General features: G+C 64.4%; 21 protein-coding genes. 7 read left to right on the forward strand and 14 right to left on the reverse strand.

Translation table 11 applies throughout. The annotated features are described in order from the left end of the window. Positions 1-2: 2 nt before the first annotated feature. Complete coding sequence (sufC, locus tag RAH42_RS10360; RefSeq protein ID WP_317539429.1) at positions 3-779, reverse strand: Fe-S cluster assembly ATPase SufC; 777 nt, start codon at positions 777-779, stop codon at positions 3-5. A 452-nt stretch (positions 780-1,231) separates the two neighbouring features. On the opposite strand from sufC, the gene RAH42_RS10365 reads away from it, so the two are divergent. The 3 genes from RAH42_RS10365 to RAH42_RS10375 are packed head-to-tail and all read left to right on the forward strand — an operon-like array spanning position 1,232 to position 5,206. Beyond that, positions 1,232-2,032, forward strand: a complete 801-nt coding sequence (locus RAH42_RS10365) for an amino acid ABC transporter ATP-binding protein (protein ID WP_120372240.1) — start codon at positions 1,232-1,234, stop codon at positions 2,030-2,032. Next, a complete protein-coding gene (locus RAH42_RS10370) occupies positions 2,032-3,597 on the forward strand; it encodes an ABC transporter substrate-binding protein/permease (protein ID WP_317539430.1) in 1,566 nt (521 codons plus the stop codon). The genes RAH42_RS10365 and RAH42_RS10370 overlap by 1 nt, the downstream gene beginning before the upstream one ends. 49 nt (positions 3,598-3,646) lie before the next feature. Further along, positions 3,647-5,206, forward strand: coding sequence for an ABC transporter substrate-binding protein/permease (locus RAH42_RS10375; protein ID WP_296426617.1), 1,560 nt, complete (start codon positions 3,647-3,649; stop codon positions 5,204-5,206). 252 nt (positions 5,207-5,458) lie between these two features. On the opposite strand, the gene RAH42_RS10380 is transcribed toward RAH42_RS10375, so the two are convergent. Then, positions 5,459-6,352 (reverse strand): LysR family transcriptional regulator, encoded by an 894-nt coding sequence (locus RAH42_RS10380; protein WP_078016269.1) that lies wholly within the window; start codon positions 6,350-6,352, stop codon positions 5,459-5,461. 149 nt (positions 6,353-6,501) lie between these two features. Between RAH42_RS10380 and RAH42_RS10385 the strand changes: the two genes are divergently transcribed. The 4 genes from RAH42_RS10385 (at position 6,502) to RAH42_RS10400 (ending at position 9,430) form a co-directional block, all read left to right on the forward strand. After that, positions 6,502-6,885 (forward strand): helix-turn-helix transcriptional regulator, encoded by a 384-nt coding sequence (locus RAH42_RS10385; RefSeq protein WP_078016270.1) that lies wholly within the window; start codon positions 6,502-6,504, stop codon positions 6,883-6,885. Beyond that, the gene (locus RAH42_RS10390) at positions 6,857-7,312 is read left to right on the forward strand and encodes an ImmA/IrrE family metallo-endopeptidase (protein WP_296426621.1); all 456 of its coding nucleotides are present in this window, start codon (positions 6,857-6,859) and stop codon (positions 7,310-7,312) included. The genes RAH42_RS10385 and RAH42_RS10390 overlap by 29 nt, the downstream gene beginning before the upstream one ends. A 39-nt stretch (positions 7,313-7,351) precedes the next feature. Beyond that, a complete protein-coding gene (locus RAH42_RS10395) occupies positions 7,352-8,356 on the forward strand; it encodes a PDZ domain-containing protein (RefSeq protein ID WP_317539431.1) in 1,005 nt (334 codons plus the stop codon). Between the two features lie 201 nt (positions 8,357-8,557). Continuing rightward, positions 8,558-9,430: a MurR/RpiR family transcriptional regulator gene (locus RAH42_RS10400; RefSeq protein WP_296426624.1), complete on the forward strand. Its 873-nt coding sequence runs from the start codon at positions 8,558-8,560 to the stop codon at positions 9,428-9,430. A gap of 68 nt (positions 9,431-9,498) precedes the next feature. On the opposite strand, the gene RAH42_RS10405 is transcribed toward RAH42_RS10400, so the two are convergent. The 12 genes from RAH42_RS10405 to RAH42_RS10460 all read right to left on the reverse strand — a co-directional run bounded on the left by RAH42_RS10405 (position 9,499) and on the right by RAH42_RS10460 (position 21,988). Then, complete coding sequence (locus RAH42_RS10405) at positions 9,499-10,878, reverse strand: cobyrinate a,c-diamide synthase (RefSeq protein WP_317539432.1); 1,380 nt, start codon at positions 10,876-10,878, stop codon at positions 9,499-9,501. A 255-nt stretch (positions 10,879-11,133) separates the two neighbouring features. Beyond that, entirely contained in the window at positions 11,134-12,114 is a 981-nt protein-coding gene (gene hemB / locus RAH42_RS10410; protein WP_296426911.1) for a porphobilinogen synthase, read from the reverse strand. Next, complete coding sequence (gene cobA / locus RAH42_RS10415) at positions 12,111-13,562, reverse strand: uroporphyrinogen-III C-methyltransferase (RefSeq protein ID WP_317539433.1); 1,452 nt, start codon at positions 13,560-13,562, stop codon at positions 12,111-12,113. The genes hemB and cobA overlap by 4 nt, the downstream gene beginning before the upstream one ends. Positions 13,563-13,566: 4 nt before the next feature. Then, a complete protein-coding gene (hemC, locus tag RAH42_RS10420; protein WP_078016277.1) occupies positions 13,567-14,457 on the reverse strand; it encodes a hydroxymethylbilane synthase in 891 nt (296 codons plus the stop codon). After that, positions 14,454-15,677 carry a precorrin-6A reductase gene (gene cobK, locus RAH42_RS10425; protein ID WP_078016278.1) on the reverse strand — a complete coding sequence of 408 codons (1,224 nt, stop codon included), beginning with the start codon at positions 15,675-15,677 and terminating at the stop codon, positions 14,454-14,456. Before cobK ends, hemC begins: the two co-directional genes overlap by 4 nt. Beyond that, on the reverse strand, positions 15,674-16,396 hold the full coding sequence (gene cobJ / locus RAH42_RS10430) for a precorrin-3B C(17)-methyltransferase (protein ID WP_317539434.1): 723 nt from the start codon (positions 16,394-16,396) through the stop codon (positions 15,674-15,676). The genes cobK and cobJ overlap by 4 nt, the downstream gene beginning before the upstream one ends. Beyond that, a complete protein-coding gene (locus RAH42_RS10435; protein WP_078016280.1) occupies positions 16,393-17,394 on the reverse strand; it encodes a cobalt-precorrin 5A hydrolase in 1,002 nt (333 codons plus the stop codon). Before RAH42_RS10435 ends, cobJ begins: the two co-directional genes overlap by 4 nt. Further along, positions 17,391-18,146, reverse strand: coding sequence for a precorrin-4 C(11)-methyltransferase (cobM, locus tag RAH42_RS10440; protein WP_078016281.1), 756 nt, complete (start codon positions 18,144-18,146; stop codon positions 17,391-17,393). Before cobM ends, RAH42_RS10435 begins: the two co-directional genes overlap by 4 nt. Position 18,147: 1 nt before the next feature. Further along, on the reverse strand, positions 18,148-19,377 hold the full coding sequence (gene cbiE, locus RAH42_RS10445; RefSeq protein ID WP_078016282.1) for a precorrin-6y C5,15-methyltransferase (decarboxylating) subunit CbiE: 1,230 nt from the start codon (positions 19,375-19,377) through the stop codon (positions 18,148-18,150). Further along, a complete protein-coding gene (gene cbiD, locus RAH42_RS10450) occupies positions 19,367-20,467 on the reverse strand; it encodes a cobalt-precorrin-5B (C(1))-methyltransferase CbiD (RefSeq protein WP_078016283.1) in 1,101 nt (366 codons plus the stop codon). Before cbiD ends, cbiE begins: the two co-directional genes overlap by 11 nt. Then, complete coding sequence (locus RAH42_RS10455) at positions 20,451-21,071, reverse strand: precorrin-8X methylmutase (protein WP_240496136.1); 621 nt, start codon at positions 21,069-21,071, stop codon at positions 20,451-20,453. Before RAH42_RS10455 ends, cbiD begins: the two co-directional genes overlap by 17 nt. A gap of 23 nt (positions 21,072-21,094) precedes the next feature. After that, positions 21,095-21,988 carry a hypothetical protein gene (locus tag RAH42_RS10460; RefSeq protein ID WP_078016306.1) on the reverse strand — a complete coding sequence of 298 codons (894 nt, stop codon included), beginning with the start codon at positions 21,986-21,988 and terminating at the stop codon, positions 21,095-21,097. Positions 21,989-21,990: the final 2 nt, after the last annotated feature.

Below are 21,990 nucleotides of genomic sequence, written 5' to 3' on the forward strand. Positions count from 1 at the left end.
GCTCACCTGCCGAGAAAGCGTTCGAAACCGCGCGCGCCGATCTCGTCGACCAGCTCCGCGCCGCCGGAAGCGACGAGCCGCCCCCGAGCGAGCACGTGCGCGGCGTCGACGCGCAGCGACTCGAGGATGCGCGCGTTGTGCGTGATGATCATCAGCGCCGCGTTTTCGTCCTTCTGATATTCGCGGATGCCGGCGGAAACAACGTGCACCGCGTCGACGTCGAGCCCCGAATCCGTCTCGTCGAGGATGGCGAAGGACGGCTTGAGCATGAGCAGCTGAAGGATCTCCGCTTTCTTCTTCTCGCCGCCGGAAAAACCGACGTTCAGATCGCGGTCGGCGTAAGACGGATCCATGTGCAGGACTTCCATCGCCTTCGCCAGATCCTTGCGGAAAGCTCCAAATTTGACGCGCTCGCCCGTGCGCTGCTCCAGCGCCGTGCGGAGAAAACCGCTCAGCGCCAGCCCGGGCACTTCCAGCGGCGCCTGAAACGACAAAAACATCCCCGCTTTGGCGCGCTGCGCCGCGGATGTTTCGGTCACGTCCCGGCCGGCGAAAAAAATTTTCCCCGCGCCGACCGCATAGCGCGGATCGCCCATCAGCGCGTACCCCAAGGTCGACTTGCCGGCCCCGTTCGGCCCCATGAGGACGTGTGTCTCGCCGGCGTTCACCGTCAGGCCGACGCCGCGAAGGATCTCCCGGTCCTCCACGCGCACGGTCAGGCGATCGACTTTCAACAGTTCTTTCAACATGGAACTCCCCCATTGATCTCGGATTGTCATGATAAACCTATTATATCAATATGTTTTTCTCCGACAAGAATAAATTCCTATAAAAAAGATCGGCAATGATTTTTACGGAATGGGATTCCCGCCGCGGAAAATTCTTCGTCGCCTGTTTCCGCAAAGTCGTCCGAGGTGAAGCGAGCGATATGAAAGAGCCCTTTGCGCGTTTTCGACAAAATGAAGCGAAACTTTCGACGAACTTTGCCTGATCAATCGTCCGCTTGAAAAAATTCAGGCCTTGTCAAAGGGGGAAATCACCCTATAATTATTATGACCTCGTCCTCGTGACGAGAGACTCCACTGCCGGCCATCCCAGCGCCGCGCAGTTGGAATACGAAGGGGCGAAAACTTTTACACAAAAAAATGCCGGACCCTGTGGGAGCAAACCGGCGCAGGCTATAGGGAGGACGACGGCTTCATGTCCGACCTGTAACAGGAGGATGAGACTTTTGACCAACGCGGCTGTACCGTTGATCCAGGTGAAAAACCTGCGCAAGAGTTACGAAGACGGAGCGACCATTTTAAAGGGAGTCTCCATCGACATTGAAGAAGGGGACCTTGTTTCCATCATCGGCCCCTCGGGCTGTGGCAAATCCACCTTTCTCAGGTGTTTGAACTGCCTCGAATACATCGATTCCGGCACGATTTCCATAGCCGGCGTAACGGTCAGCCGTTCCACTGAGGACGAAGAGAAAGACCGGGATTTCGACAAGAAGTTCCTCGACGCCTGCCACAAGATGCGTCAGGAAGTCGGAATGGTTTTTCAGAGTTTCAATCTCTTCCCGCACAAAACCGTTCTTGAAAACATCATGCTGGCCCCGATGGTGGTCAAGCATGTCAAAGAAGAGGACGCCAAAAAACAGGGCCTTGAACTGCTCGACAAAGTCGGCCTGTCCGATTTTGTCGACAAGTATCCCGTCACCATGTCGGGCGGGCAGACCCAGCGCGCCGCGATCGCCCGCGCGCTGGCCATGCAGCCCAAGGTGATGCTGTACGACGAGCCGACTTCGGCGCTCGATCCGGAGCTGGTCGGAGAAGTCCTTCAAGTCATGAAGGATCTGGACCGCGACGGCATGACCCAGGTCGTGGTCACCCATCAGATGAACTTCGCCCGCGACGCCTCGGACTACATCGTCTTCATGTACGACGGCGAAATCGTCGAGAAAGAAGACGGCGACGTCCTCTTCACCCAGCCCAAGGATCCCCGCACGCAGAACTTTCTGCGCCATCTCAACGGAGTGAGCTACTGATGAAACGGCTGCGTACTCTTCTCTGCGCCCTGCTGGCGCTGCTGGCCATCGTCTCTCCGGCCCTGACGGCGGATCAGCCGATTCTGAGGTGGGGCGGCGATTCCGAGGGCAACGTGCCGTACATGTTCATGGATCCCCGCGACGACAAGATCATGATCGGCTTCGAGATCGACATCGTCAACGCTCTGGCCGAACGCATGGGGATGACGCCTCAGTTCGTCCACAACGGCTGGGACAATCTGATCCCCGGCCTCAACCTCGGGCTGTACGACATCGCCCTGAGCGGCCTGGAGATCACGCCGGAGCACAAAGAAGAAGTCGATTTTTCGCTTCCTTATTACAAAACGTTCCTGCAGCTGGTCGTTCAGAGGGGCAATCCCGTCCGCATCAATTCGCTGGAGGACTGCGTAGGCAAACGCGTCGGCACGCTGAAACAATCCTACGCTTTCTTCACGCTGGCCGATGCCGGCGTGGATGAGATCCGCACCTACGACAACGAGATCAACGCCTATCAGGACATGGCCCATGACCGTCTCGACGCGGTGCTGATGGATTCGCCGATCGCCATCTTCTACGCCGGTTTCAACACGGATCTGGAGTTCGTCGGCGAGCCGATCGGCGAGATCAGTTACGGCATTCCCGTGCGCAAGGGCGAGACCGAGCTGCTGGCCAAACTGAACGCAGCGCTGGTTTCCATCCGCGACGACGGCACGCTGCGCGGCATTTACGACCGCTGGAACATGTGGACGCCCGTCATGGCAAAATTCTTCAACGACGATTCGCCGGCCCGCTTCGGCCCCGACAAATTCAATGTCTGGGCGGAGTATCAGCGGCAGGGCATGACGCTGAAACAGCGCTTCGAACGCTACGTGGGTTTTCTGCCCACGTTCGGCAAGGCCGCCGTCGTCACGCTGGAAGTTTCGGTCTGCGCGATGAGCCTGGCCATCGTGCTGGGGCTGCTGCTGGCGATCACGCGCCTTTTCGCGCCCAAACTCCTCTCCCGTCTGGCGACGGCCTACATCGAGGTAGTGCGCGGCACGCCGGTGCTGATCCAGCTGTTTTTCATCTTCTACGGTCTGCCCAACATCGGCATCAAACTGTCGCCGTTCATGGCCGGCGTGATCGGCCTGGGCATGAACTACGCCGCTTATGAGGCCGAAAACTACCGCGCCGGATTGATGGCAGTGCCGCGCGCTCAAATGGAAGGGGCCCTCGCCTTGGGCATGGACAAACGCCAGGCGCTGCGCTACGTGGTCATCCCCCAGGCCGTGCGCGTCTCGCTGCCGCCGGTGACCAACGATTTCATCTCGCTGCTCAAAGATTCGTCGCTGGTCTCCATGATCACGCTGATCGACCTGACCAAGGCTTATGGTCAATTGGCGAACACTTATTACGATTATTTCGGCATCGGCATCATGGTCGCCGTGATCTACTTCCTGTTGGGGCTGCCCTTTGTGCGTCTGGCCCGCTACACCGAACGCCGCCTCGCCGTGGCCATCCGCGGCAACCGCTCTGGAAAGCATGGCCGCGACGCGACGCTGCGCCCCGCGAGCTATCACAATTAATCTTATTCACGTACCGCCATCTTCCAGAATGCGAGGTTGATACTACTTCATGAGAATCAAGCCGAAGATAGGCGTCATCGTGTTTGCGACGCTGCTTTCCGCTTCATGCTCTTTCGCCGCCGAGTTCATGCCCGACACAGTGTTGAGATGGGGCGGCAACTCCGAGGGCGGAGTGCCCTTTATCCTGTACGACCCTTCCGAGCCCGAAAAACTGACGGGCTTCGAAACCGAAATCGCCGAGGCGCTGGCGGCTGAAATGGGATTGAAACCCCAGTTCGTGCAGAACGTCTGGGACATCCTCATCCCCGGCATGCAGCGCGGTCTTTACGATATCGCCATCAACGGCATCGAGGTGACGCCGGAGCGGCAGGAGATGATCAACTTTTCCATTCCCTACTACGTCACCTACCTGCAGATGGTCGTCCCCAAGGGCAATCCCGCCGGCGTCAGCAACCTCGAAAACGCGCGCGGCCACACGATCGGTACGCTGCGCGGCTCTTATGCCTACGAGACGCTGGCCAAGGCCGGCATCGCCGACATCCGCAGCTACGAAAATGAAGCCACGGCGTACCAGGACATGCAGAACGGGCGCCTTGACGCCGTCGTCATGGACGCGCCCATGTCGATCTATTATTCGCAATTCAATCCCATGTTCGAGTTTGTGGGCGAACCGATCGGCCGCATGGAATACGCCATGACGATCCGCAAGGGAGAAGAGGCGTTTTTAAAGCGCGTCAACGAGGCGATCGTGACGCTGCGCGACGACGGCACGCTGCGCCGCATCTACGACCGCTGGAACCTTTGGAACCCGCTCATGGCGGAATACTTCAACGACGACCGTCCGGCGCTCGAGAGACCCGTCATGTACGAGCATTGGGCGGATATCCAGCGCGGCGCGCGCAGCTGGCCGGAACGGATCAAACGCTACGTCGGCTTTTTGCCGTCGTTCGGACGCGCCGCCGTCGTGACGCTGGAGGTTTCCGTCGCTTCGATGGCTTTGGCGCTGGCCGTCGGCCTCTTCATCGCCGTCTGCCGCCTCTTCGGCCCGCTGCCGCTGCGGGCGTTCGCCACCTGTTACACGGAATTTATCCGTGGAACGCCGGTGATGATCCAGCTGTTTTTCATCTTCTACGGACTGCCCAACGTCGGCGTGCAGCTCTCGCCCTTCGTGGCCGGAACACTGGCGCTGGGGCTGAACTACGCCGCCTACGAGTCGGAGAACTACCGCGCCGGGCTGGAAGCGGTGCCGCGCGCCCAGATGGAAGGCGCGCTGGCGCTCGGCATGACCAAACGAGAAGCGCTGCGCCACGTGATCCTGCCCCAGGCGATCCGCGTTTCCCTGCTGCCGATGACCAACGACTTCATCGCCCTGCTCAAGGACTCCTCGCTGGTTTCCATCATCACGCTCGTCGATTTGACTCGCACCTACGGGCAGCTGGCCACGGTCAACTACGACTACTTCGGCACGGGGTTCATCGTCGCGGTCATCTATCTGCTGATCGGCACGCCTTTCGTGCGCATCGCGCGCAAGCTGGAAAAGAAGCTCAACGTCTCCCTGCGCGGGCGCCGCGTCTTCGCCGTCCACCGCGCGGCGAATTACAACGAGTGATACTGTTTCTTATTGAAAAAGTCGAACGCGAGGGCGCTGCGGGAGAGATTCACAAAGCGAGCTGCGCAGACCGTATAGAGTGGTCTGCGCAGCTCGCTTTATCGATCTTCTCCACAATGCTTCTTCGGAGATCGTCCAATGTTTTATCGCTCGGGTCTGCCCTTGTCTTCTCGGCTTCTTCACGATACCCCTTGTTCTCATTGAGGACAAACGGGCGGCGACGCCGGGGATCGCCGCAAGTCTTTCGCTCTTCTACTGCGGCTGACTCAACTGCTGTTGTTCGGCTTTCTGGATCAGGAAAGAGATCAACACTTCCACGGCTTTGGTCTCGCACAGGCCGTAGACGAGATGAAAAGCGCGATACACTGCCGGTTTGAAGGTCAGCACGGCGACGGCCGGCGAGGTTTGGGCGGCGAAACGCGAGACGATGCCCGCTTCGGCACCGTTAGCGACGGCGTTGACCACGCCCATGGTGTGACCGAACTGCAGCTCCGGCTCTTTGAAAGTGCCCGTGCGGCTCTTGTAGATGCGCTCCCACGTCTGCCGGCTGCCCGAGCCGGAGGTGCGCCCGACGAGCTTGAGCCCGCCGATTTCTTCCATGGGGATGTATTTTCTCGCGGCGAGCGGATGATTGTGGTTGACGATCAGCACCAGCTCGTCGTGATAAAAGGGCAGGCTGGTGAAACCCGGCAGGCTCCGGTCGGAGCCGATCACGGCAAGATCGGCCTTTTTGTCGGAAAGATCCTCGAGCGCCGACTGCGAATCGCCTTGCGTGACCTGTACGCTCACGCCGGGATGTTTTTCCATGAACTCTACGAGGATCTCCGGCAAAATGAAATCGCCGGGGATGGAACTGGCGCTGATGCGCACCGTGCCGTAAAGTTCCTGAGAGATCTCGGCGATCTGGATCCGCGCTTTCTTGCGGGTATCCAGCATCTTCAGCGCCGCTTTGTAGAGCACCGCGCCTTCCGACGTGAGCGTAGAATGTTTATGGCCGTTGGCGAACATGGAAGCGCCCATTTCCGCTTCGATGCGGGCCACGCGTTTGCTCACCGCCGGCTGCGAGACTCCCAGAGCAGCGGCAGCGGCGGATATGCTTCCCTTTTCCACGATGGAAACGAACGTCTCCAACTCCTTGAAATCCATGCAATCAGCTCCCTTGCCGTCAAAGTCTATAAATAAAAAGAATGAAGTGTCAGGGACATTATACATGAAATTCGCCGTTTGGGGTACTTGTCAACAGAAATTTATTGTAGTATAGTACGTGTACACTAATCAACAGGGAGGTCTTTTTGATGACTCTAGGTCTTCGGATCCGCACGCTTCGCAAGGCGCTCAAGATGACGCAGCAGCAGCTCGCCGACGCGACGGAAGTCAGCAGGATTTACATTCAGGCGCTCGAGAGCAACCGCCGCAGTCCTTCGATGAAACTGCTCCACCGTCTTGCCGACAGGCTCGGCGTGGAGACCTCGGACCTTCTCGAGGAATTTCCTCGCGACACCGGCGGTCGTCTGCAGCTGGAAGAGCTCTTCGCCGGTCCCAAGCCGATGGAGATCTGGTACCGCAGCCACAAGCTCTCCGAAAAGGACGTGCACATGGTCCACCGGCTGATCGACGCCGCTCTGTCGGATTGGGAAGGCGAGCCGAAGCGTGGCAGATCGAGAAGAGCGAGAGATTAGCGCGGAAGAGGATTTCGTTTTTCCGCCGCCGCCCCGGTACATCGAGCCGTCGATCCTGAAAGAGGCGGCGGAGTGGCAGGGTTTGGACGAGTTCGACGCGCTGGCCAAGCTGGAAGAGCGCGTTTCTCTCGAGGTCGAGACGGCGCGCGTGCCGATGAGCCCCGACATGTGGGGTTTCACCTACACCAATCGCGAGCTGCGCCGCTGCCGCATCCACCTCAACAGCCGCCTGCCCCGCTTCTGGCAGGGCTTCGCCTTGTTCCACGAGATCCACCATCTGCTGCACGACAGCCGCGGCTGCTACTTCTGGTCGCAGACCAACGCCAACATGAACGCCTACGAATATCAGGCCGACCAGTTCGCCTGGGCCGTGCTGATGCGCGAGTGGGGCGAGGGCGACGGGGAGAGCGAAGAGTTCGGCGAGTGATTTTCCGTCGAAAAAAGATCAAACTGAGGAGGCCATTTTATGAAAAAGATATTTCTGTTCCTCTGCGCTTTCGCGCTGGCGTCGTCCGCCGCCGCGGGTTTCGCCTATAACATCGACGTCACCGTCGGCGGCGTCAGGTACACGGGGCGCACGTTCGGCAACGGCGTCGAATACCGCGTGGGCGGCAAAGTCGTCGGCTACGCGAAGACAATGGGCGGCGTGCTGACCTACACCGCGCCGAACAACGCCACGCTCGGCACCGTGCGCAAAGTGGGCAACCGCTGGGAATATCGCGACGCCCGCAACGCCCCTATCGCCCGCGTGGAAGAGCTGGGCGGACGCCACACTTACAAGAGCGCGAACGGCAGCGTCATCGGCTACGCCGTGCCGCTCGGGGGCCGCACCGAATACCGCGCCGGCAACAACGCCGCGATCGGCAGCGCCGACACCAACACGCTGCCGTTCCGCCCCATCCCGCTGGAGAATTATCTGAAACGGCAAAAGAAAGCGCCCGCCGCCAAGGGCGTCTGCCTGACCCGCATCACCAAGCTGACGCCCGGCGGGCAGGCGATCGGCGCGGGGCTGCAGCCGGGCGATTTCCTGATCACCTTCGCGGGCAAGGACTGGACGATTTTCGACCTGCTGAACGCTTCTCATGAAGTAATGCATCCTAAAGTCGCTGAAAAGGTCAAATCGACCCGTGAAGACGACCATCTCGTCATGATCGTCTACCGTCCCGTCCCCGGCGAGCGCGACCACGCCGGCGGCGCGATCGTCGCGCTGGCGCCGATGAACCCCGGCATGAAAGGATATACCTACACCACGGCGGCGGACTGCGAATATTACACGGTCGCCGGATCGAAAAAGTATGCCGCCGAGATCAAGGCCATCTATGAGCGCTGGCTTGAACAGGAAAAAGCCAAGGCGGAACAGCCCGCCGGCGCTCCGGAGAAGTCGCCCGAAGACGGCGGCGCGGCCGGGAAAAGCTCCGCTTTGAACGCCGCGCTTCGTGTGCTTGAACTGTTGGCCGCCATCCTTGGCTGATCCATCGAGCGAAAAAGGGGAACGCCGGAATTTTTTCGGCGCTCCCCTTTTTCGCGGCGTTTGAGGCAATCGCGACGCTTGGCCGGGAAAGGACGACCTCCATCTGATCGATCGGCGGATTTTCGCCGTTGACGGGCGGCGTCGCTTTTTGTAAAATATTAATGTACTTTTGTTTATTAGCGATGAAAGAGGTGTTATCCATTGGAAGCGAATAAATTGCAGGAACTTCTGCGCAGCAATCTGGACTCGATGCCCTCCAAGGCGCGCCGCGTCGTCGAATACCTTCTCACTCACATGCGCGAGGCGGCCTTCGTCTCCATCGGCGACGTGGCCGAGCAGCTGAACGTCTCCAAGGCGCAGCTCGTGCGCGTGGCGCGCATCCTCGGCTTCACCGGCTACGCCGACCTCAAGAGCGCGCTCAAGGAATCGGTGCTCGAACAGGTTAATCCCGCGGCGATGCTGGCCCGCGCCATGAGCGAAGAGGGCGATCTGTCGGAGCGCATCCGCCAGATGGAACACGCCAATCTCGAAGACACGTGGAACCGCCTACGCGTCGAAGACGTGCGCGCGTTCTGCGAACTCGTCAAATCGGCCGAGGGCATTTACTGCGCCGGCTGGAGCATCTCCGGCATGATGGCCGAATGCCTGCACAGCCGCCTGCGCGAGTTGGGGCTGCGCGCCCATCAGATGTACCCCGGTTCCGGCTGCCTGACGCTGATCGAGCAGGCCCGCAGCGTCCGCAAAAGCGACCTGATCATCGCCTTCGACCTGCCCAGCTACTCGGTGCTGCTCACCGAGGCGCTGCAGCGGGGCCGGCGCAACGGCGCCAAAATCGTCACCATCACCGACAGTCCCGCCGCGCCGATCTGCAGCGACGCCGACCTGTCGTTCTTCGTCAGCGACAACAGCCCCACCTTCGGCAGCAGCCTGATCGGACCGTTGTTTTTGATCCACATCCTCACCTCGCGTCTCTCCATCGACATGGGCGACGACGCGATGAACGCGCTGGCCGAGCAGAGCAGGATCCTCCGCGACGAGCGCCTGTACCATCCCGTCTACTCGCTGCGGTATTGATTCTTTTTGAATAAAAAATCCAGCCTGAACGGCTGTTCCGATCGGAACAGCCGTTCAGGCTGGATTTTTTATCGGGAGCGGGCGAAGCGTTCACAGGCGTCCACAAAATTGCAGGCGAGCTGCGGGCTGCCGGCGAAGTGCAGGTGGAGATACGAGGCCAGCACGTTCGCACTCGCGTAACCGGCGGCATACGCCGCGCCGGTACGCTTTTTGACGAAACGCCAGGCGGCGCTCGCTTCCGTCCTCTCGTCGGGCTGCACCGAGGAAAAATGGAACTCGTGGCCGCGCACGACGGTTCCGGCGGGACAGAGTACGGTGTCGCGCAGAGCTGTGGCCTCGACGTAGCCGACGGTCTGCAGCTTGGGGTTCATGCGGCACGCGGCGGGGATCAGGCCGGCCATGGCGAATGCGCGCCCTTCGAAATCGGTCAGCGAGCGCGTCAGGTACATGTAGCCGCCGCATTCGGCGTAGATGGGCATGCCGGCGCGGGCCGCCGCGGCAAGTTCGCTTTTCATCGCGTCGTTGGCGGCGAGACGTGCGGCGAACATCTCCGGGAAGCCGCCGCCGAAGATCAGGCCGTCCGCGTCGGGAAGCTCCTTGTCGTCGAGCGGGCTGAAGAAGACGAGCCGCGCGCCGGCGTGCTCCAGTTCGGCGAGGCTTTCCGGATAATAGAACGAAAAGGCCTTGTCGCGCGCCACGCCGATCACGGCCCGGCGTTCCGCCGCGGACGGGGCGGGACGGGGAGAAAATTCCAGCGCCGGCGCTTCCGCGGCGATCCTCAGCAGCGTCTCGAGATCGACGGAACGTTCCACGCACTCGACCAGCGCGTTGAAGTCATGTTCCCCGCTTTCTTCCGCGGGCAGCAGGCCGAGGTGCCGTTCCGAGACGGCGAACCGTTCGTCGCGTTTCAGGGCGCCCAGCACGGGGATACCGAGGCGGTCCATGGCTGCCGCGATCATGTCGCGGTGCGCGTCCGAGCCGAGGCGGTTGAGGATCACGCCGCAAAAGTCTACGCCGCGGTCGTATTCGCGAAATCCCAGCGCCAACGCCGCGGCGCTGTCACCCATCGACTTGCAGTCGATCACCAGCGCCACGGGGGCGCGTAGCTTTTTGGCGATCTCCGCGGTGCTGCTGACGCCGCCGCGCCCGCCGTCGTACAGCCCCATCACTCCTTCGACGACGGCAAGATCGGCTTGCGAAGAGTTTTCCGCGAACAGGCGCTCCATCGCCGTCTCGTCCATCAGCCAGGTGTCGAGATTGTGCGCGGGGCGTCCGCTGGCCTGGGCCAGATAGCCGGGGTCGATGTAATCGGGGCCGATCTTGCAGGCCTGCACGGCCAGGCCGCGCTTTTTCAGGGCGGCGAGGATGCCGCAGGTGAGCGTTGTTTTGCCGCAGCCGCTCTGAGTGGCAGCGATGACGAGACGGGGGAACTTTTTCAGCGCGCTCATGGTCGTTCACTTCCTTTCGCCGAAGCGCTCCCGCTCCGGCCTATGCTGTCGCTATAGCAAACGCACCGTAAAACAAGATCTCCCACGGAGAAGCGGCGAAGCGGAGAAAAACGGGATCAAAACGGAAACGACCACGGAGGCACAAAGGCTCGAAGAAAAGCAGAAGAAAGACATGAGGGGAAAGTACCTTTCCCATTTCAATCTCCGCGTCGCCACTTCTCCGCGGCGGCTGTCGTTCAAAAATTTCCGGCATTCCTAAAAGGCGACGCGCCCTTCTTTGAGCCAGCGGGCCAGGTCGAGGGCCGAGTAGGTGACGATCACGTCGGCTCCGGCGCGCGCCAGGCTGTACGCCGCTTCGGCGACGGCGCGCGATTCGTCGAGCCAGCCTTTGGCGGCCGCGGCCTTGATCATGGCGTACTCGCCGCTGACGCAGTAGGAACCGACGGGCACGGGGCTGATCTCTTTGACGGCGCGCAGCACGTCCAGGTAGAGCAGGCCGGGTTTGACCATGATCATGTCGGCGCCTTCTTCGATGTCGAGTTCTGCTTCCTTGAGTCCCTCGCGCGCGTTGCGCGGATCCATCTGGTAGCCCCGGCGGTCGCCGAAGGCCGGCGCGGAGCCGGCGGCGTCGCGGAAGGGGCCGTAGAACGCCGAGGCGTATTTGACGGCGTAAGAGAAGATGATCTTGTCCTTCATGCCGGCGGCGTCCAGTCCGGCGCGCAGGGCGGCGACGTGGCCGTCCATCATGTCGGAGGGAGCGACGACGTCGGCCCCCGCCGCGGCCTGGGAAACGGCGATGCGCGTCAGGTACTCGAGCGTCTCGTCGTTGTCCACCTTTTCGCCGTGAAGGATGCCGCAGTGGCCGTGCGAGGTATATTCGCACATGCACACGTCGCCGATGAAGGTGATCTCGGGAAAAGCTTTTTTGCCGACGCGCAGCGCCTGCTGGATGACGCCGTTCTCGTCCCACGCGCCGGTACCGGTTTCGTCCTTGCGCTCGGGCAGGCCGAAGAGCAGCACGGCTTTGACGCCGCAGCGCGCCATCTCTTCGAGGACGAGCGGGAAGGTGTCGGGGCTGTAACGTTTCTGCCCGGGCAGCGAGGGGATGTCTTCGACGATGCCGCAGCCTTCGCGGATGAACACGGGGTAGATGAACATATCGGCGCTGAGGCGCGTTTCCGCGACGAGGTTGCGGAGCGCCGGGGTCTGGCGCAGTCTTCTCGGTCTGACGATCATGATCTGCCATCTTCTTTCAAAGTATTGATAAGGTCTTCCAGCGTCGCGCGGGCGGCGACGCGGATGTTTTTCAGCCCCAGCCGTTCGGCTTCGCGCGCGGTCTGCGCGCCGATGCAGCAGGCCAGCGGCGCTTCCAGTTCGGGGCAGGCTTTTTTGAAGCCGCGCACAGTGGAGGCGCTGGTGAACAACACGGCGTCGACATTTACGGGCTGAAACGGAGCCGCGAGCGTTTCGGTGCGGTAGAGGGGCACTTCGCTGAAAACGACGCCGCGGGCGCGCAGCGTCTCGGTCAGCTCGGGCGAGCCGTCAAGCGCGCGGAACAGCAGCGCGGAGCCGCCTCGGCCGGCCAGTTCTTCGGCCAGATGGACGCCGTCGTAAACGGCGGGGACCAGATCGGGACGGAGCCCGCGCTCGCGCAGCGCCGCGGCTGTGGCGGGGCCGATGGCGGCGATTTTGGCCGCCCCCAGTTCACGCACGTCGCGCCCTTCCGCGGCCAGACGCGCGAAGAAGCATTCCGCGCCGGTGGCGCTGGTGAAACCGACCCAGTCGTAGCCGTCCAGCGGCGGCAGTTTCGTCTCCAGCGGCGCGGCGGCGATGCAGGGAAATTCCACCACTTCGGCGCCGAGGTCGCGGAGCATCCGCGACAACCGTCCCTGACGGTTGGCCGGGCGCGTGACGAGCACTTTTTTGCCCCACAGCGGCAGTTTCTGCCGCCAGGCGAACCGCGACGCCAGAGCGGCCGCGGGGCCGACAAGGATGACGGCCGGCGCGCGCAGCCCGAAGTCGCGGGCTTTGCGTTCGAAATCGCCCAGAGTCCCGACGAGCGCGCGCTGGCAGGCGGTCGTACCCGATTCGACGGCCGCCGTCGGCGTGTCGGCGGCGAAACCGCGCGCCAGCAGCTGCGAACAGATCTCCGCAATGGCGGTCGCGCCCATCAGAAACACGAGCGTGCCGTTCAGCCGCGCCAGCGCGTCGTAATCCTGCGCGGCGATGCCGCCCTCCTTGGTGTGGGCGGTGACGATGTGCAGCGAGTTGGCGAGGCCGCGGTGCGTGACGGGGATGCCGGCGCACTCCGGCGCGGCGATCGCCGAAGCGACGCCGGGCACGACCTCGTAGGGGATGTCGTGCGCCAGCAGCGCTTCGATCTCCTCGCCGCCGCGGCCGAACAAAAACGGATCGCCGCCTTTGAGGCGCACGACGTTATGTCCATTCAGCGCTTCGCGCACGATCAGAGCCTCGATCTCGCGCTGCGGCACGGGGTGGCGGCCGCCCTCCTTGCCCACGTCGATACAGCGCGCGGTGCGGGGCATGAGCGCCAGCACGCCGTCGCCGACGAGGCGGTCGAAGATCACGACTTCGGCGCGCTCCAGAACTTCGCGGCCGCGGCAGGTGAGCAGCCCGGGATCGCCCGGACCGGCGCCGACGAGCCAGACTTTGCCGACGGACATGAGATCACCTCGTCTTTCCGAGAATTTTTTCGGCCAGCATTTCGCCGAGCCGCTGCGCTTCTTCGCGGCGTCCCGTCAACGACGCGCGAAGTTTCAGGCCGCGACTTTCGTCGGCGAAAAAGCCCGTCAGCTTCATCTCGCCGCCGCGAAGCTGCGCGCACGCGCCGACGGGCGACGCGCAGCCGCCGCCGAGCGCCGCCGAGAAGACTCGTTCGGCGCGGGCGCAGTCCGTCGCGTCGGGGTCGAAAACGGCGTCGAGCCAGTCTTCGTTTTTGTCGCCGGCGCGTCCTTGACAGGCGAGGATTCCCTGTCCCGGCGCGGGGACGATCTCGTCGACCGAAAAGTAACGGCTGACGCGCGCGTTCAAGCCGAGGCGCGCCAGTCCCGCGGCCGCGAGGATCAGCGCCGAGAACTGGCCTTCGTCGAGCTTGCGCAGGCGCGTGCCGACGTTGCCGCGCACCGGACGCACCTCGGCGCCGGCAAACAGATCGAGCGCCTGCAGGCGGCGTCGCGCCGACGAGCAGCCGATCACAGCGCCGTTCATGGCCGAGACTCCGTCGGGCAGCACGAGCGCGTCGCGGGGATCGCCGCGACGGAAGCAGGCGAGCAGCGGCAGCCGTTCGTCCTGCGCGGCGGGCAGGTCCTTGAGGCTGTGGACGGCCACGTCGATGCGGCCGTTGAGCAGGGCCTCTTCCAGTTCCCGCGTGAAAAGTCCCTTGATGCCGAACGCGTCCGACGCTTCCGAGAACGGTTTCATGTTCACGTCGCCGCTGGTGGCGATGGGCACGAGTTCGAGACGGTATTCGGGATGGGCGCGCCCGACGGCATCCATGACAAGGCGCGTCTGCGCCAGCGCCAGATCGCTCTTGCGGCTGCCAAAACGAAGGATTTTCATCGGCGGTTTTCTTCTTTCCTATGGAGTTCTTCGGCGACGATCCCGGGCCAGATCTCTCTGAGGCGGTCGGCCAGGCGGCGCGTCAGAGCCGGATCGAGTCCGCCGCTCGACGCCGATACGGCGGCCGCGCCGCAATGAATCAGCGCGGGAAAGTAAAAAGTGCCCTCGGCGGCGTTGTCGGCGATGCTGACGGGGACGCCGCGTTTTTTCGCCGCGGCGGCGATCAGGCGGTTCTGTTCGCGATTGTCGGTGGCGGCCACGGCCAGGACCGCGCCGTCGAGGTCGCTCTCGCGCCATTCGCGCGCGGCGGTGTCGAAACCGTCCCATCCTTCGCAGAACGCGACGGCGACGGCGCGCACGTCGGCGCCGCAGCTTTTCAGCGTTTGCGCGCGCCGCAGGGCGACGGGGCCGCCGCCGATCAGCAGGGCTTTCTTGCCCTCGAGCGGCAGCAGCATCGGAAACAGCGGCGGACATTCGAGTTTCATCTCGCGCCGCAGCCACAGCATCGCTTCGTCGACAGTCGCCCCTTCTTCGTCACCGCGGCCGATAAGAATGACGCGCGCGCCGCGGTTCTGCGCCGCGCGCAGCTTTTCCTCCATGCCGCCGGACGCGCCGCCGTCCTTGGTGACGATCACCGTCGCGCCGGTGGCCGCGAGCATTTGCTCGTTCATGGCGGCGCTGAACGCTCCCTGCATGGCGATCAGGTGCCCAGCGTCGTAGCCCAGTGCCTCGCATTGGGCGATCACGTCCGACGTGGGCAGCACGCGGGCGAAAAGACGCTCCTTTGCGCGGCTTACGCCCGCGAAGGCCGGCAGCTCTTTGCTGCCCACCGTGAGCAGGACTTTCTCGCCGCCGCCGTCCAGCAGCGCCGCCGCCTCTTCCGGCGTGGCGACCGCGGTCACGTCGCCGAACAGCGGCGTTCTGGCGCGCGCCACGCGCAGCAGCTTCACGCCCGTGCGTTCGCAGGCGCGGCGCACGTTCTTCGTCACTTCCAGCGCGTAAGGGTGCGTGGCGTCGATCACGTGGGTGACCTTCTCGGCACGGAACAGATCTTCCATGGCCGTTTCGTCGAGACGGCCCGTGAGCACGCGCACGTTTTCGAGCCCTTCAAGCAGCTTGGCGCCGTAAGCGGTGGCCACGCAGCAAACGGCCGGCACGCCGCGGCGCAGCAGTTCGCGCGCCTCGGTCGTGCCGCCGAAGACCAGCAGCCGCCCGTTCATGGCCGCTGATAGCCGCGCGGCGTGACGAGGCGGCCGTCGAGGAATTTCGTGGCGCTGCTGCCGACGATGGCCGTGCAGAACATGTCGAGCTTCTCGTCGGCGAGTGCCCCCAGCGTGGTCAGATGCGCCTCTTCGCCGTCGCGCCCGGCGCTGCGCACCCAGCCAGCCGCCGTGTCGGCGCTTTTCGTCTTCAGCAGCGTTTCGCAGGCCAGACGCAGATTGTCGGGACGCCCGCGGCTCATGGGGTTGTAAAGGCAGATCACGAAATCGCCGGCCGCGGCCGCTTCGAGGCGGCGCGCGATCAGCTTCCACGGCGTGAGCAGGTCGCTGAGGCTGACGACGGCGAAGTCGTGCGTCAGCGGCGCGCCGAGCACGGCCGCGGCGGCGCAGGCCGCCGTGACGCCGGGCACGACGGTCACCTCGTCGCGTCCCGCCGCCACTTCGAGCATAATGCCCGCCATGCCGTACACGCCGGGGTCGCCGCTGGAAACGACGCCTACCGTGCTCCCCGCCAGCGAACGGCGCAGCGCGTCTTCGCAGCGCTGCACTTCGCCCTTCATGGGCGAGACGACCAGTTCCTTGCGTCCCTCGAAACGGGGCGCGATCAGGTCGACGTACGTTTTGTAGCCGACGATGACGTCGCATTGTTCCAGCGCCGCGAGCGCGCGCGGCGTCAGCTGGTCTTCGCCTCCGGGGCCGAGGCCGACGACGTAGATCATGCTTGCGCCTCCGTATCAGAAACGTTCTTCATGGATGGGTCCGCCTTCTCCGTGTGATCGAAAAATTTTCGCCGCGCCAGCGCGAAAGTGACGCCGGGATAGCGCGCTTTGCCGCGCAGCAAAACGCCGAGCCCCGAAGCCAGAACGGCCGCCCGTTCGCAGACGTTGCCCACGCCCGTGACGTCGAGGACTTTTTGCGAATGAGAGAACTGCCCCGGCACGGCGGCGAGTTCCGCGGCCGGGAACGTGAGAAAGGGAACGCCCAGCTCGCGCGCCAAATCCGCCAAGCAGGGTTCGTTCTTTTTCAGGTCGATGGAAGCCAACGCGCAAAGCGACAATTTCGAGACTCCCGCGCCGCTTAAAAAATCGTCCAGCGCCGCGCGCAGAGCCGCGCTCGTCGTACCGCGCTTGCAGCCGACGCCGAGCGCAAGGTTGCGCGGCCGCAGCCACAGCGTCACCGGCCAGGGCGCGGGCTGTTCCATTTCGGTGACGGCGACGCCGATTTTTTCGCCGTCGAGCGCGGCCGCGGAAACGCTTTTGACCGTGCCGATGTTTTCGATGGCGCAGTCGTGTTCTTTCGCCCACGCGTCCACGGCTTCGACCTTATGGACGTCGGTCGCCGTGGTGATTATCGGACGGCCGCCCGTCAGCGCCGCGACGCGGCGCGCCAGCTCGTTGGCGCCGCCGAGATGCCCCGAAAGCAGCGAGATCACGTTCCGTCCCCGATCGTCGAGACAGACGACCGCGGGGTCGCGCGTCTTGTCCTTCAGGCACGGAGCGACGGCGCGCACAGCGATGCCGCAGGCCGAGACGAATACCAGCGCGTCGCTGGAGGAAAAACGTTCGCGCGTCCAGACGGCGATCGAGCCCGTCAGAGGCGAGACGTCTCCGCCGGCGTAGCGGGGCGGGGCCCAGGCCCGCCCGCCGAGACGGGCGGCGATCAGCCGGGCCAGTTCCGTCCCGTCGCGCGTGAAGGCGACGGCGTGAAGGGACGTCATCGGCTGGCCTTGCGGAAGCCGTGCGAGAACGAGGCGTCGTAGAGCTTCGACAGCTCGTAGTCCTCGCCGAGGAATCCACCCACGAGGATCAGCGCCGTGCTGCGGACGCCCGCTTCCGCCGCCATGGCCGCGATGGTCGAAACGTCGCCGCGCAGCACCTTCTGTTCGGGCCACGACGCCTTGTAGACCACGGCCGCGGGCGTGTCGGGCGCGTAACCGCCCCGCATCAGCGCCGCGCAGGTCTCTTCCAGCAGACCGGAGGAAAGGAACAGCGCCATCGAAGCGCCGTGAGAGGCCAGCGACGCCAGCTTCTCGCCGGGAGGTACCGGCGTGCGCCCCTCCATGCGCGTGATGATCAGCGTCTGGCTGACGGACGGCAACGTGTATTCCGCCTCCACGGCGGCCGCGGCGGCGCAGAACGAACTGACGCCGGGCGTGATGTCGTAGGCGACGCCCAACGCTTTGAGCCGGTCGATCTGCTCGCGGATCGCGCCGTAGATCGACGGGTCGCCGGTGTGCAGCCGTACCACTTCAAGGCCGCGGCGGTCGGCGTCGGCCATTTTCTCTATCACCTCGTCCAGCGTCATCGAAGCGCTGTTGTAGATCTCGCAGCCTGCGGGCGTGCCGTTCAGCAGTTCGGGATTGACCAGCGAACCGGCGTAGATCACCATGCCCGCCCGCGCCAGCAGTTTCGCGCCGCGCAGCGTGATCAGGTCGGGCGCGCCGGGGCCGGCGCCGACAAAGTGGATCATGTTATCGTCCTTCTTTCTGTATGCCGGCGGTGAACGCCGAAAAGATGGTGACGGGGTTCTGCGCGGCCATGATGAGCGTGCCGCCGATCTTTTTGGCGCGGCCGACTGCCACCTGTACGGCGTCGAAATCATGGAAGCCGGCTCCGGCGAGGTTCTCGGCCGCGGCCGCGTAGGTTTTGAAGGCTACCGCCGAGACGACGACACGGATCCCTTCGCCGAGCGCGGCGACGGCGCGCAGCAGCTCCGGCAGTTCCGGGCCGCTGCCGCCGACGAAGACGTGCGTGGGGCGCGGCAGCGACGGCAGCACGGCGGCGTTGTCGCCCTCGTACAGCGCGACGTTGTGCCGGTGGAACTTTCTGACGTTGCGGGCGATCAGCGCCGCGGCTGCGGGATTTTTCTCCACGGCGCAGACCCGACCGTCTGCGCAGAACAGCGCCGCCGCGACCGTCACCGAGCCAGTGCCCGCGCCCAGATCCCAGAGCGTCGAATCGCGGCGCAGACGCAGCTCGTCGAGGATCGCCGAGCGCACGGTCTCGCGCGTCATCGGCACGTCCGCGCGGAGAAAATCGTCGTCTCGCGGGCGCGCCTGCGGCGCGCTCCACGGCGAAGGATTTTCGATCAGAACCAACGACAGATCGTCGTATTCCCGCGCCGCCAGTTCCGCGGGAGAACCGCGGCTGAGGCGCTGGTCGCCGTAGCTGAGCCGCTCGCCGACGGTGAGACGCAGGTGGTCCATGTCCCAGTCGGCAAGCAGGCGGCAGAGGCGGCGCGGGTTCCACTGCGGCCCGCAGAAGAAGATCGTCTTTCTGTTCTGGTCGGCGGCGTCGAGGACCTTCGCCTCGCCGAGATCGCGCCCGTGCCCGGAGAGGACAACGGCGTCGATCCACGTTTCGCGTGCGGCGGCGCACAGGCTTTGCAGCGAACTGACGCCGGGGATCACTTCGAGGTCGTCGCCGGGGAAGCGTTTTTTGAGCAGCGGCAGTAAACTGAACACGCCCGCGTCGCCGGAGACGAGCACGGCCACGGAATTTCGGTCGAGCGCGGCGTCGACGGCGGCAAACGTCTCCTCGAATTTGCCGAGGGCGATGACGTTGGGATGGCCGCCCGCCAGCGCGCGATGGCGCGGCGCGGCGACCACACACCCGGCGCGCCGGATCGTTTCGCGCGCGGCGGACGTCAGTTGATCGGCGCCGCCCGGGCCGACGCCGACGACGAAAAGTTTATTGCGCATGGGCGAGTTCCTCCGCGAAGGCCGCCGCGCCGGCGCTCGCGCCCAGCAGTCGGCCCTGATTGTCGATAAAAGCGGCTTCCACGGCGAGGTCGCCGAACATCCGCTCGCGGCAGCGCTTTGCCGTCACCTCGGCCAGCGTCGTCCAAAGGAAGTCGAGCTTTTCTTCGCGGACGATCTGCATGGCGACCTCGGTCGTAGTGCTCTCGTAAAGTTTCCTGACGATCTCGCGTCCCGCTCCGGCCAGAGCGGCCTGCGTGCAGAGGGCTTCGCGGCGGCCGTCGCCGGTGCGGTTGTAGGTGTCGAACGTTCCCGCGGCAACCTTGAGCAGCTTACCGGGGTGGCCGCAGATCAGCGCGCGTTCGAACTTGAGCCGCAGCGCCTCGTCGAGCACAAAGCCGATGTAGTTGCCCGTGTGCATGATGACGCGCCCGCCGATGTTCCATACGTGCCGCATGGCCTTTTCGCCGCTGTTGCCGAAGCACAGGCCGACGCACTTCAGCCCCGACGAAGCGAACGTGCTCAGTTCCAGCAAGAACGAAGCGTAGACCGACTCGACGTTGTACGGCTTGACGATGCCTGTGGTGCCCAGCACCGACAAACCGCCGGCGATGCCGAGACGGGGGTTGAACGTGTGCGCGGCCTTTTCTTCGCCTCCGGGGATGGAGACGGTGACGCAGGCGCGGCGCGGGCCGATGACGGCGCGCAGCGCCTCTTCGATCATTTGGCGCGGCACGGGATTGACGGCCGCTTCGCCGACGGGGATTTTCAGCCCCGGCAGCGTCACTGTGCCCACGCCCGGGCCGGCCCTGAAGGAGACGGGGCCGTCGCCGTCGCCCAGTTCCACCGACGAGATCACCGTCATGCCGTCGGTGGCGTCGGGGTCGTCGCCGGCATCCTTGACGACGCCGCAGGCCGGAAAGGCGTACTCGACGATGTCGAGCGTGAGTTCCTTGCCGGCGGGCGTGACGATGCGCACCTGCGCGGGGCACCGCCCCGTCGTCAGGCGCAGCGCCGAAGCCTGCGCGGCCGCGGCGGCGCAGCTGCCGGTGGTGAAACCTTCGCGCAGGCCACGGCTATCGTGTAATTCCATAGAGCAGCGCGTTGAGGACCGCCGAGGCGACGGCGGAGCCGCCCTTGCGTCCCATGGCGGCGATCGAGGGCACGGCGGTGCGCGCCAGGCGTTCCTTGGACTCGATCACGTTGACGAAACCGACGGGCACGCCGACGACCAACGCCGGACGGGCCTCGCCCGCGTCGATCAGCTCGCAGAGGCGGATCAGCGCCGTCGGCGCGTTGCCGATGGCGAAGATGGCCTGCGGCGTCTCGCGCACGGCCGCCTCCATGCTCACCACGGCGCGGGTGACGCCGCGCGACGCGGCTTCTTCGCGGACGGCGGCGTCCGACATGCGGCAGACGACCTGCACGCCCAGCGTCTGGCAGGCTTTTTTGTTGACGCCGGCGGCGGCCATCATCGTATCGGTGACAATGGTCGTCCCGGCGCGGAGCGCTTCGCGGGCGCGCCCGACCACGTTCGGCGTGAAGCGCAGGTTCTTCTGGAACTCGAAATCGGCGGTCGTATGGATGACGCGCATGACCACGGGCAGGTTCTCCTCCGGTCCTTGCCACGGTTCCATTTCGGCGACGATCGTTCTCATGCTCGCCTGTTCGATCTCTTCCGGTCTCACAGCGTTCACCTCTTCTAAGGCAAAATTTCGTTTCACAGACACAGCGGCAGCGCCGCCAGCGCCAGCGTCAGCAGGCTGAGCGCGGCCGACGCGGCGACGTTCCACAGCAGCATGGACTGGGCGACGGCGCGCGGGAAAAAGCCGAAGTAATAGCCGGCGTTGGTGCGCACGAGCCGCGTGATCAGGCTCAGGCTGTTGCCGAAAAGCAGCGCGAAAACCGCCTGCGCGGTCGACAGCTCGCCCGCGGCCAGACTGCCCCCGGCCAGCGCCAGCGCCGCGGAAACGTGGGCGAAAGACGCCGCCGCCACCGCCATGGCGGGCAGGGGGAAAAAGGCGCTGCCGCGCAGCCAGAGCTGTAGATATTTTTCCGCCCATGGCACGACGAGCACGGCGAGCGCGTAGAAGAACCACGCCAGCGGCAGCGTTTTCAGCAGCTTGAAGCCGAATCTCCGCGCCGTTTCGCCGCCCGCCGCCGTTTCTTCCAGAGGCCGGTCGTCGTGTTCGCCGCGGTTGAGAATGAAAAGCTCGAGCGCGAATTTCGCCGCCGAGCGGAACAGCAGCGTCAGCGCGAAGAACGCGCCCGCCCAGCCGGCCAGACTGCACGACAAAACCATCGTCGCGACCCAGCGGCGCGCGTAGGCCGGAAAAGCCAGCAGCAGCGTGCCCCATTTGGCCGTGCGCGGCGAAATGCGCCCGCTGTCCAGCGCCGAAGCTACCACGGCGGCGCCGGCTTTCGACGAGCCGATGCTGACGGTCAGCGCCGCGCCGAGCGTAGCGCCGATGCCCCATCGTTTCAGCCAGGGCAGGGCGCGCCGCAGCGCTTTGTCCGCCAGCCCCGTGCGGACGATCAGCGCGCCGATCAGAAAACCGGCGAGAATGTCGATCGTCAGCCGCAGTTCGCCGCGGAGCAGACGCGCCCAGTCCATGG

Origin of the sequence: Pyramidobacter sp. YE332 (assembly GCF_033060595.1) — a bacterium.
In the GTDB taxonomy this organism is placed as follows: Bacteria; Synergistota; Synergistia; order Synergistales; family Dethiosulfovibrionaceae; genus Pyramidobacter.

Bases quoted from the DNA above. Each gene is read 5' to 3' on its own strand.
- RAH42_RS10435 (WP_078016280.1), bottom strand. From the start codon at position 17,394: ATGACGTCCCTTCACGCCGTCGCCTTCACGCGCGACGGGACGGAACTG.
- RAH42_RS10460 (WP_078016306.1), bottom strand. From the start codon at position 21,988: ATGGACTGGGCGCGTCTGCTCCGCGGCGAACTGCGGCTGACGATCGAC.
- RAH42_RS10385 (WP_078016270.1), top strand. From the start codon at position 6,502: ATGACTCTAGGTCTTCGGATCCGCACGCTTCGCAAGGCGCTCAAGATG.
- RAH42_RS10395 (WP_317539431.1), top strand. From the start codon at position 7,352: ATGAAAAAGATATTTCTGTTCCTCTGCGCTTTCGCGCTGGCGTCGTCC.
- cobA (WP_317539433.1), bottom strand. From the start codon at position 13,562: ATGTCCGTCGGCAAAGTCTGGCTCGTCGGCGCCGGTCCGGGCGATCCC.
- hemB (WP_296426911.1), bottom strand. From the start codon at position 12,114: ATGATCGTCAGACCGAGAAGACTGCGCCAGACCCCGGCGCTCCGCAAC.
- RAH42_RS10405 (WP_317539432.1), bottom strand. From the start codon at position 10,878: ATGAGCGCGCTGAAAAAGTTCCCCCGTCTCGTCATCGCTGCCACTCAG.
- RAH42_RS10375 (WP_296426617.1), top strand. From the start codon at position 3,647: ATGAGAATCAAGCCGAAGATAGGCGTCATCGTGTTTGCGACGCTGCTT.
- sufC (WP_317539429.1), bottom strand. From the start codon at position 779: ATGACAATCCGAGATCAATGGGGGAGTTCCATGTTGAAAGAACTGTTG.
- cobK (WP_078016278.1), bottom strand. From the start codon at position 15,677: ATGAACGGGCGGCTGCTGGTCTTCGGCGGCACGACCGAGGCGCGCGAA.
- cobM (WP_078016281.1), bottom strand. From the start codon at position 18,146: ATGATCCACTTTGTCGGCGCCGGCCCCGGCGCGCCCGACCTGATCACG.
- hemC (WP_078016277.1), bottom strand. From the start codon at position 14,457: ATGAAAATCCTTCGTTTTGGCAGCCGCAAGAGCGATCTGGCGCTGGCG.
- cbiE (WP_078016282.1), bottom strand. From the start codon at position 19,377: ATGCGCAATAAACTTTTCGTCGTCGGCGTCGGCCCGGGCGGCGCCGAT.
- cobJ (WP_317539434.1), bottom strand. From the start codon at position 16,396: ATGATCTACGTCGTCGGCCTCGGCCCCGGAGGCGAAGACCAGCTGACG.
- RAH42_RS10370 (WP_317539430.1), top strand. From the start codon at position 2,032: ATGAAACGGCTGCGTACTCTTCTCTGCGCCCTGCTGGCGCTGCTGGCC.
- RAH42_RS10380 (WP_078016269.1), bottom strand. From the start codon at position 6,352: ATGGATTTCAAGGAGTTGGAGACGTTCGTTTCCATCGTGGAAAAGGGA.
- cbiD (WP_078016283.1), bottom strand. From the start codon at position 20,467: ATGGAATTACACGATAGCCGTGGCCTGCGCGAAGGTTTCACCACCGGC.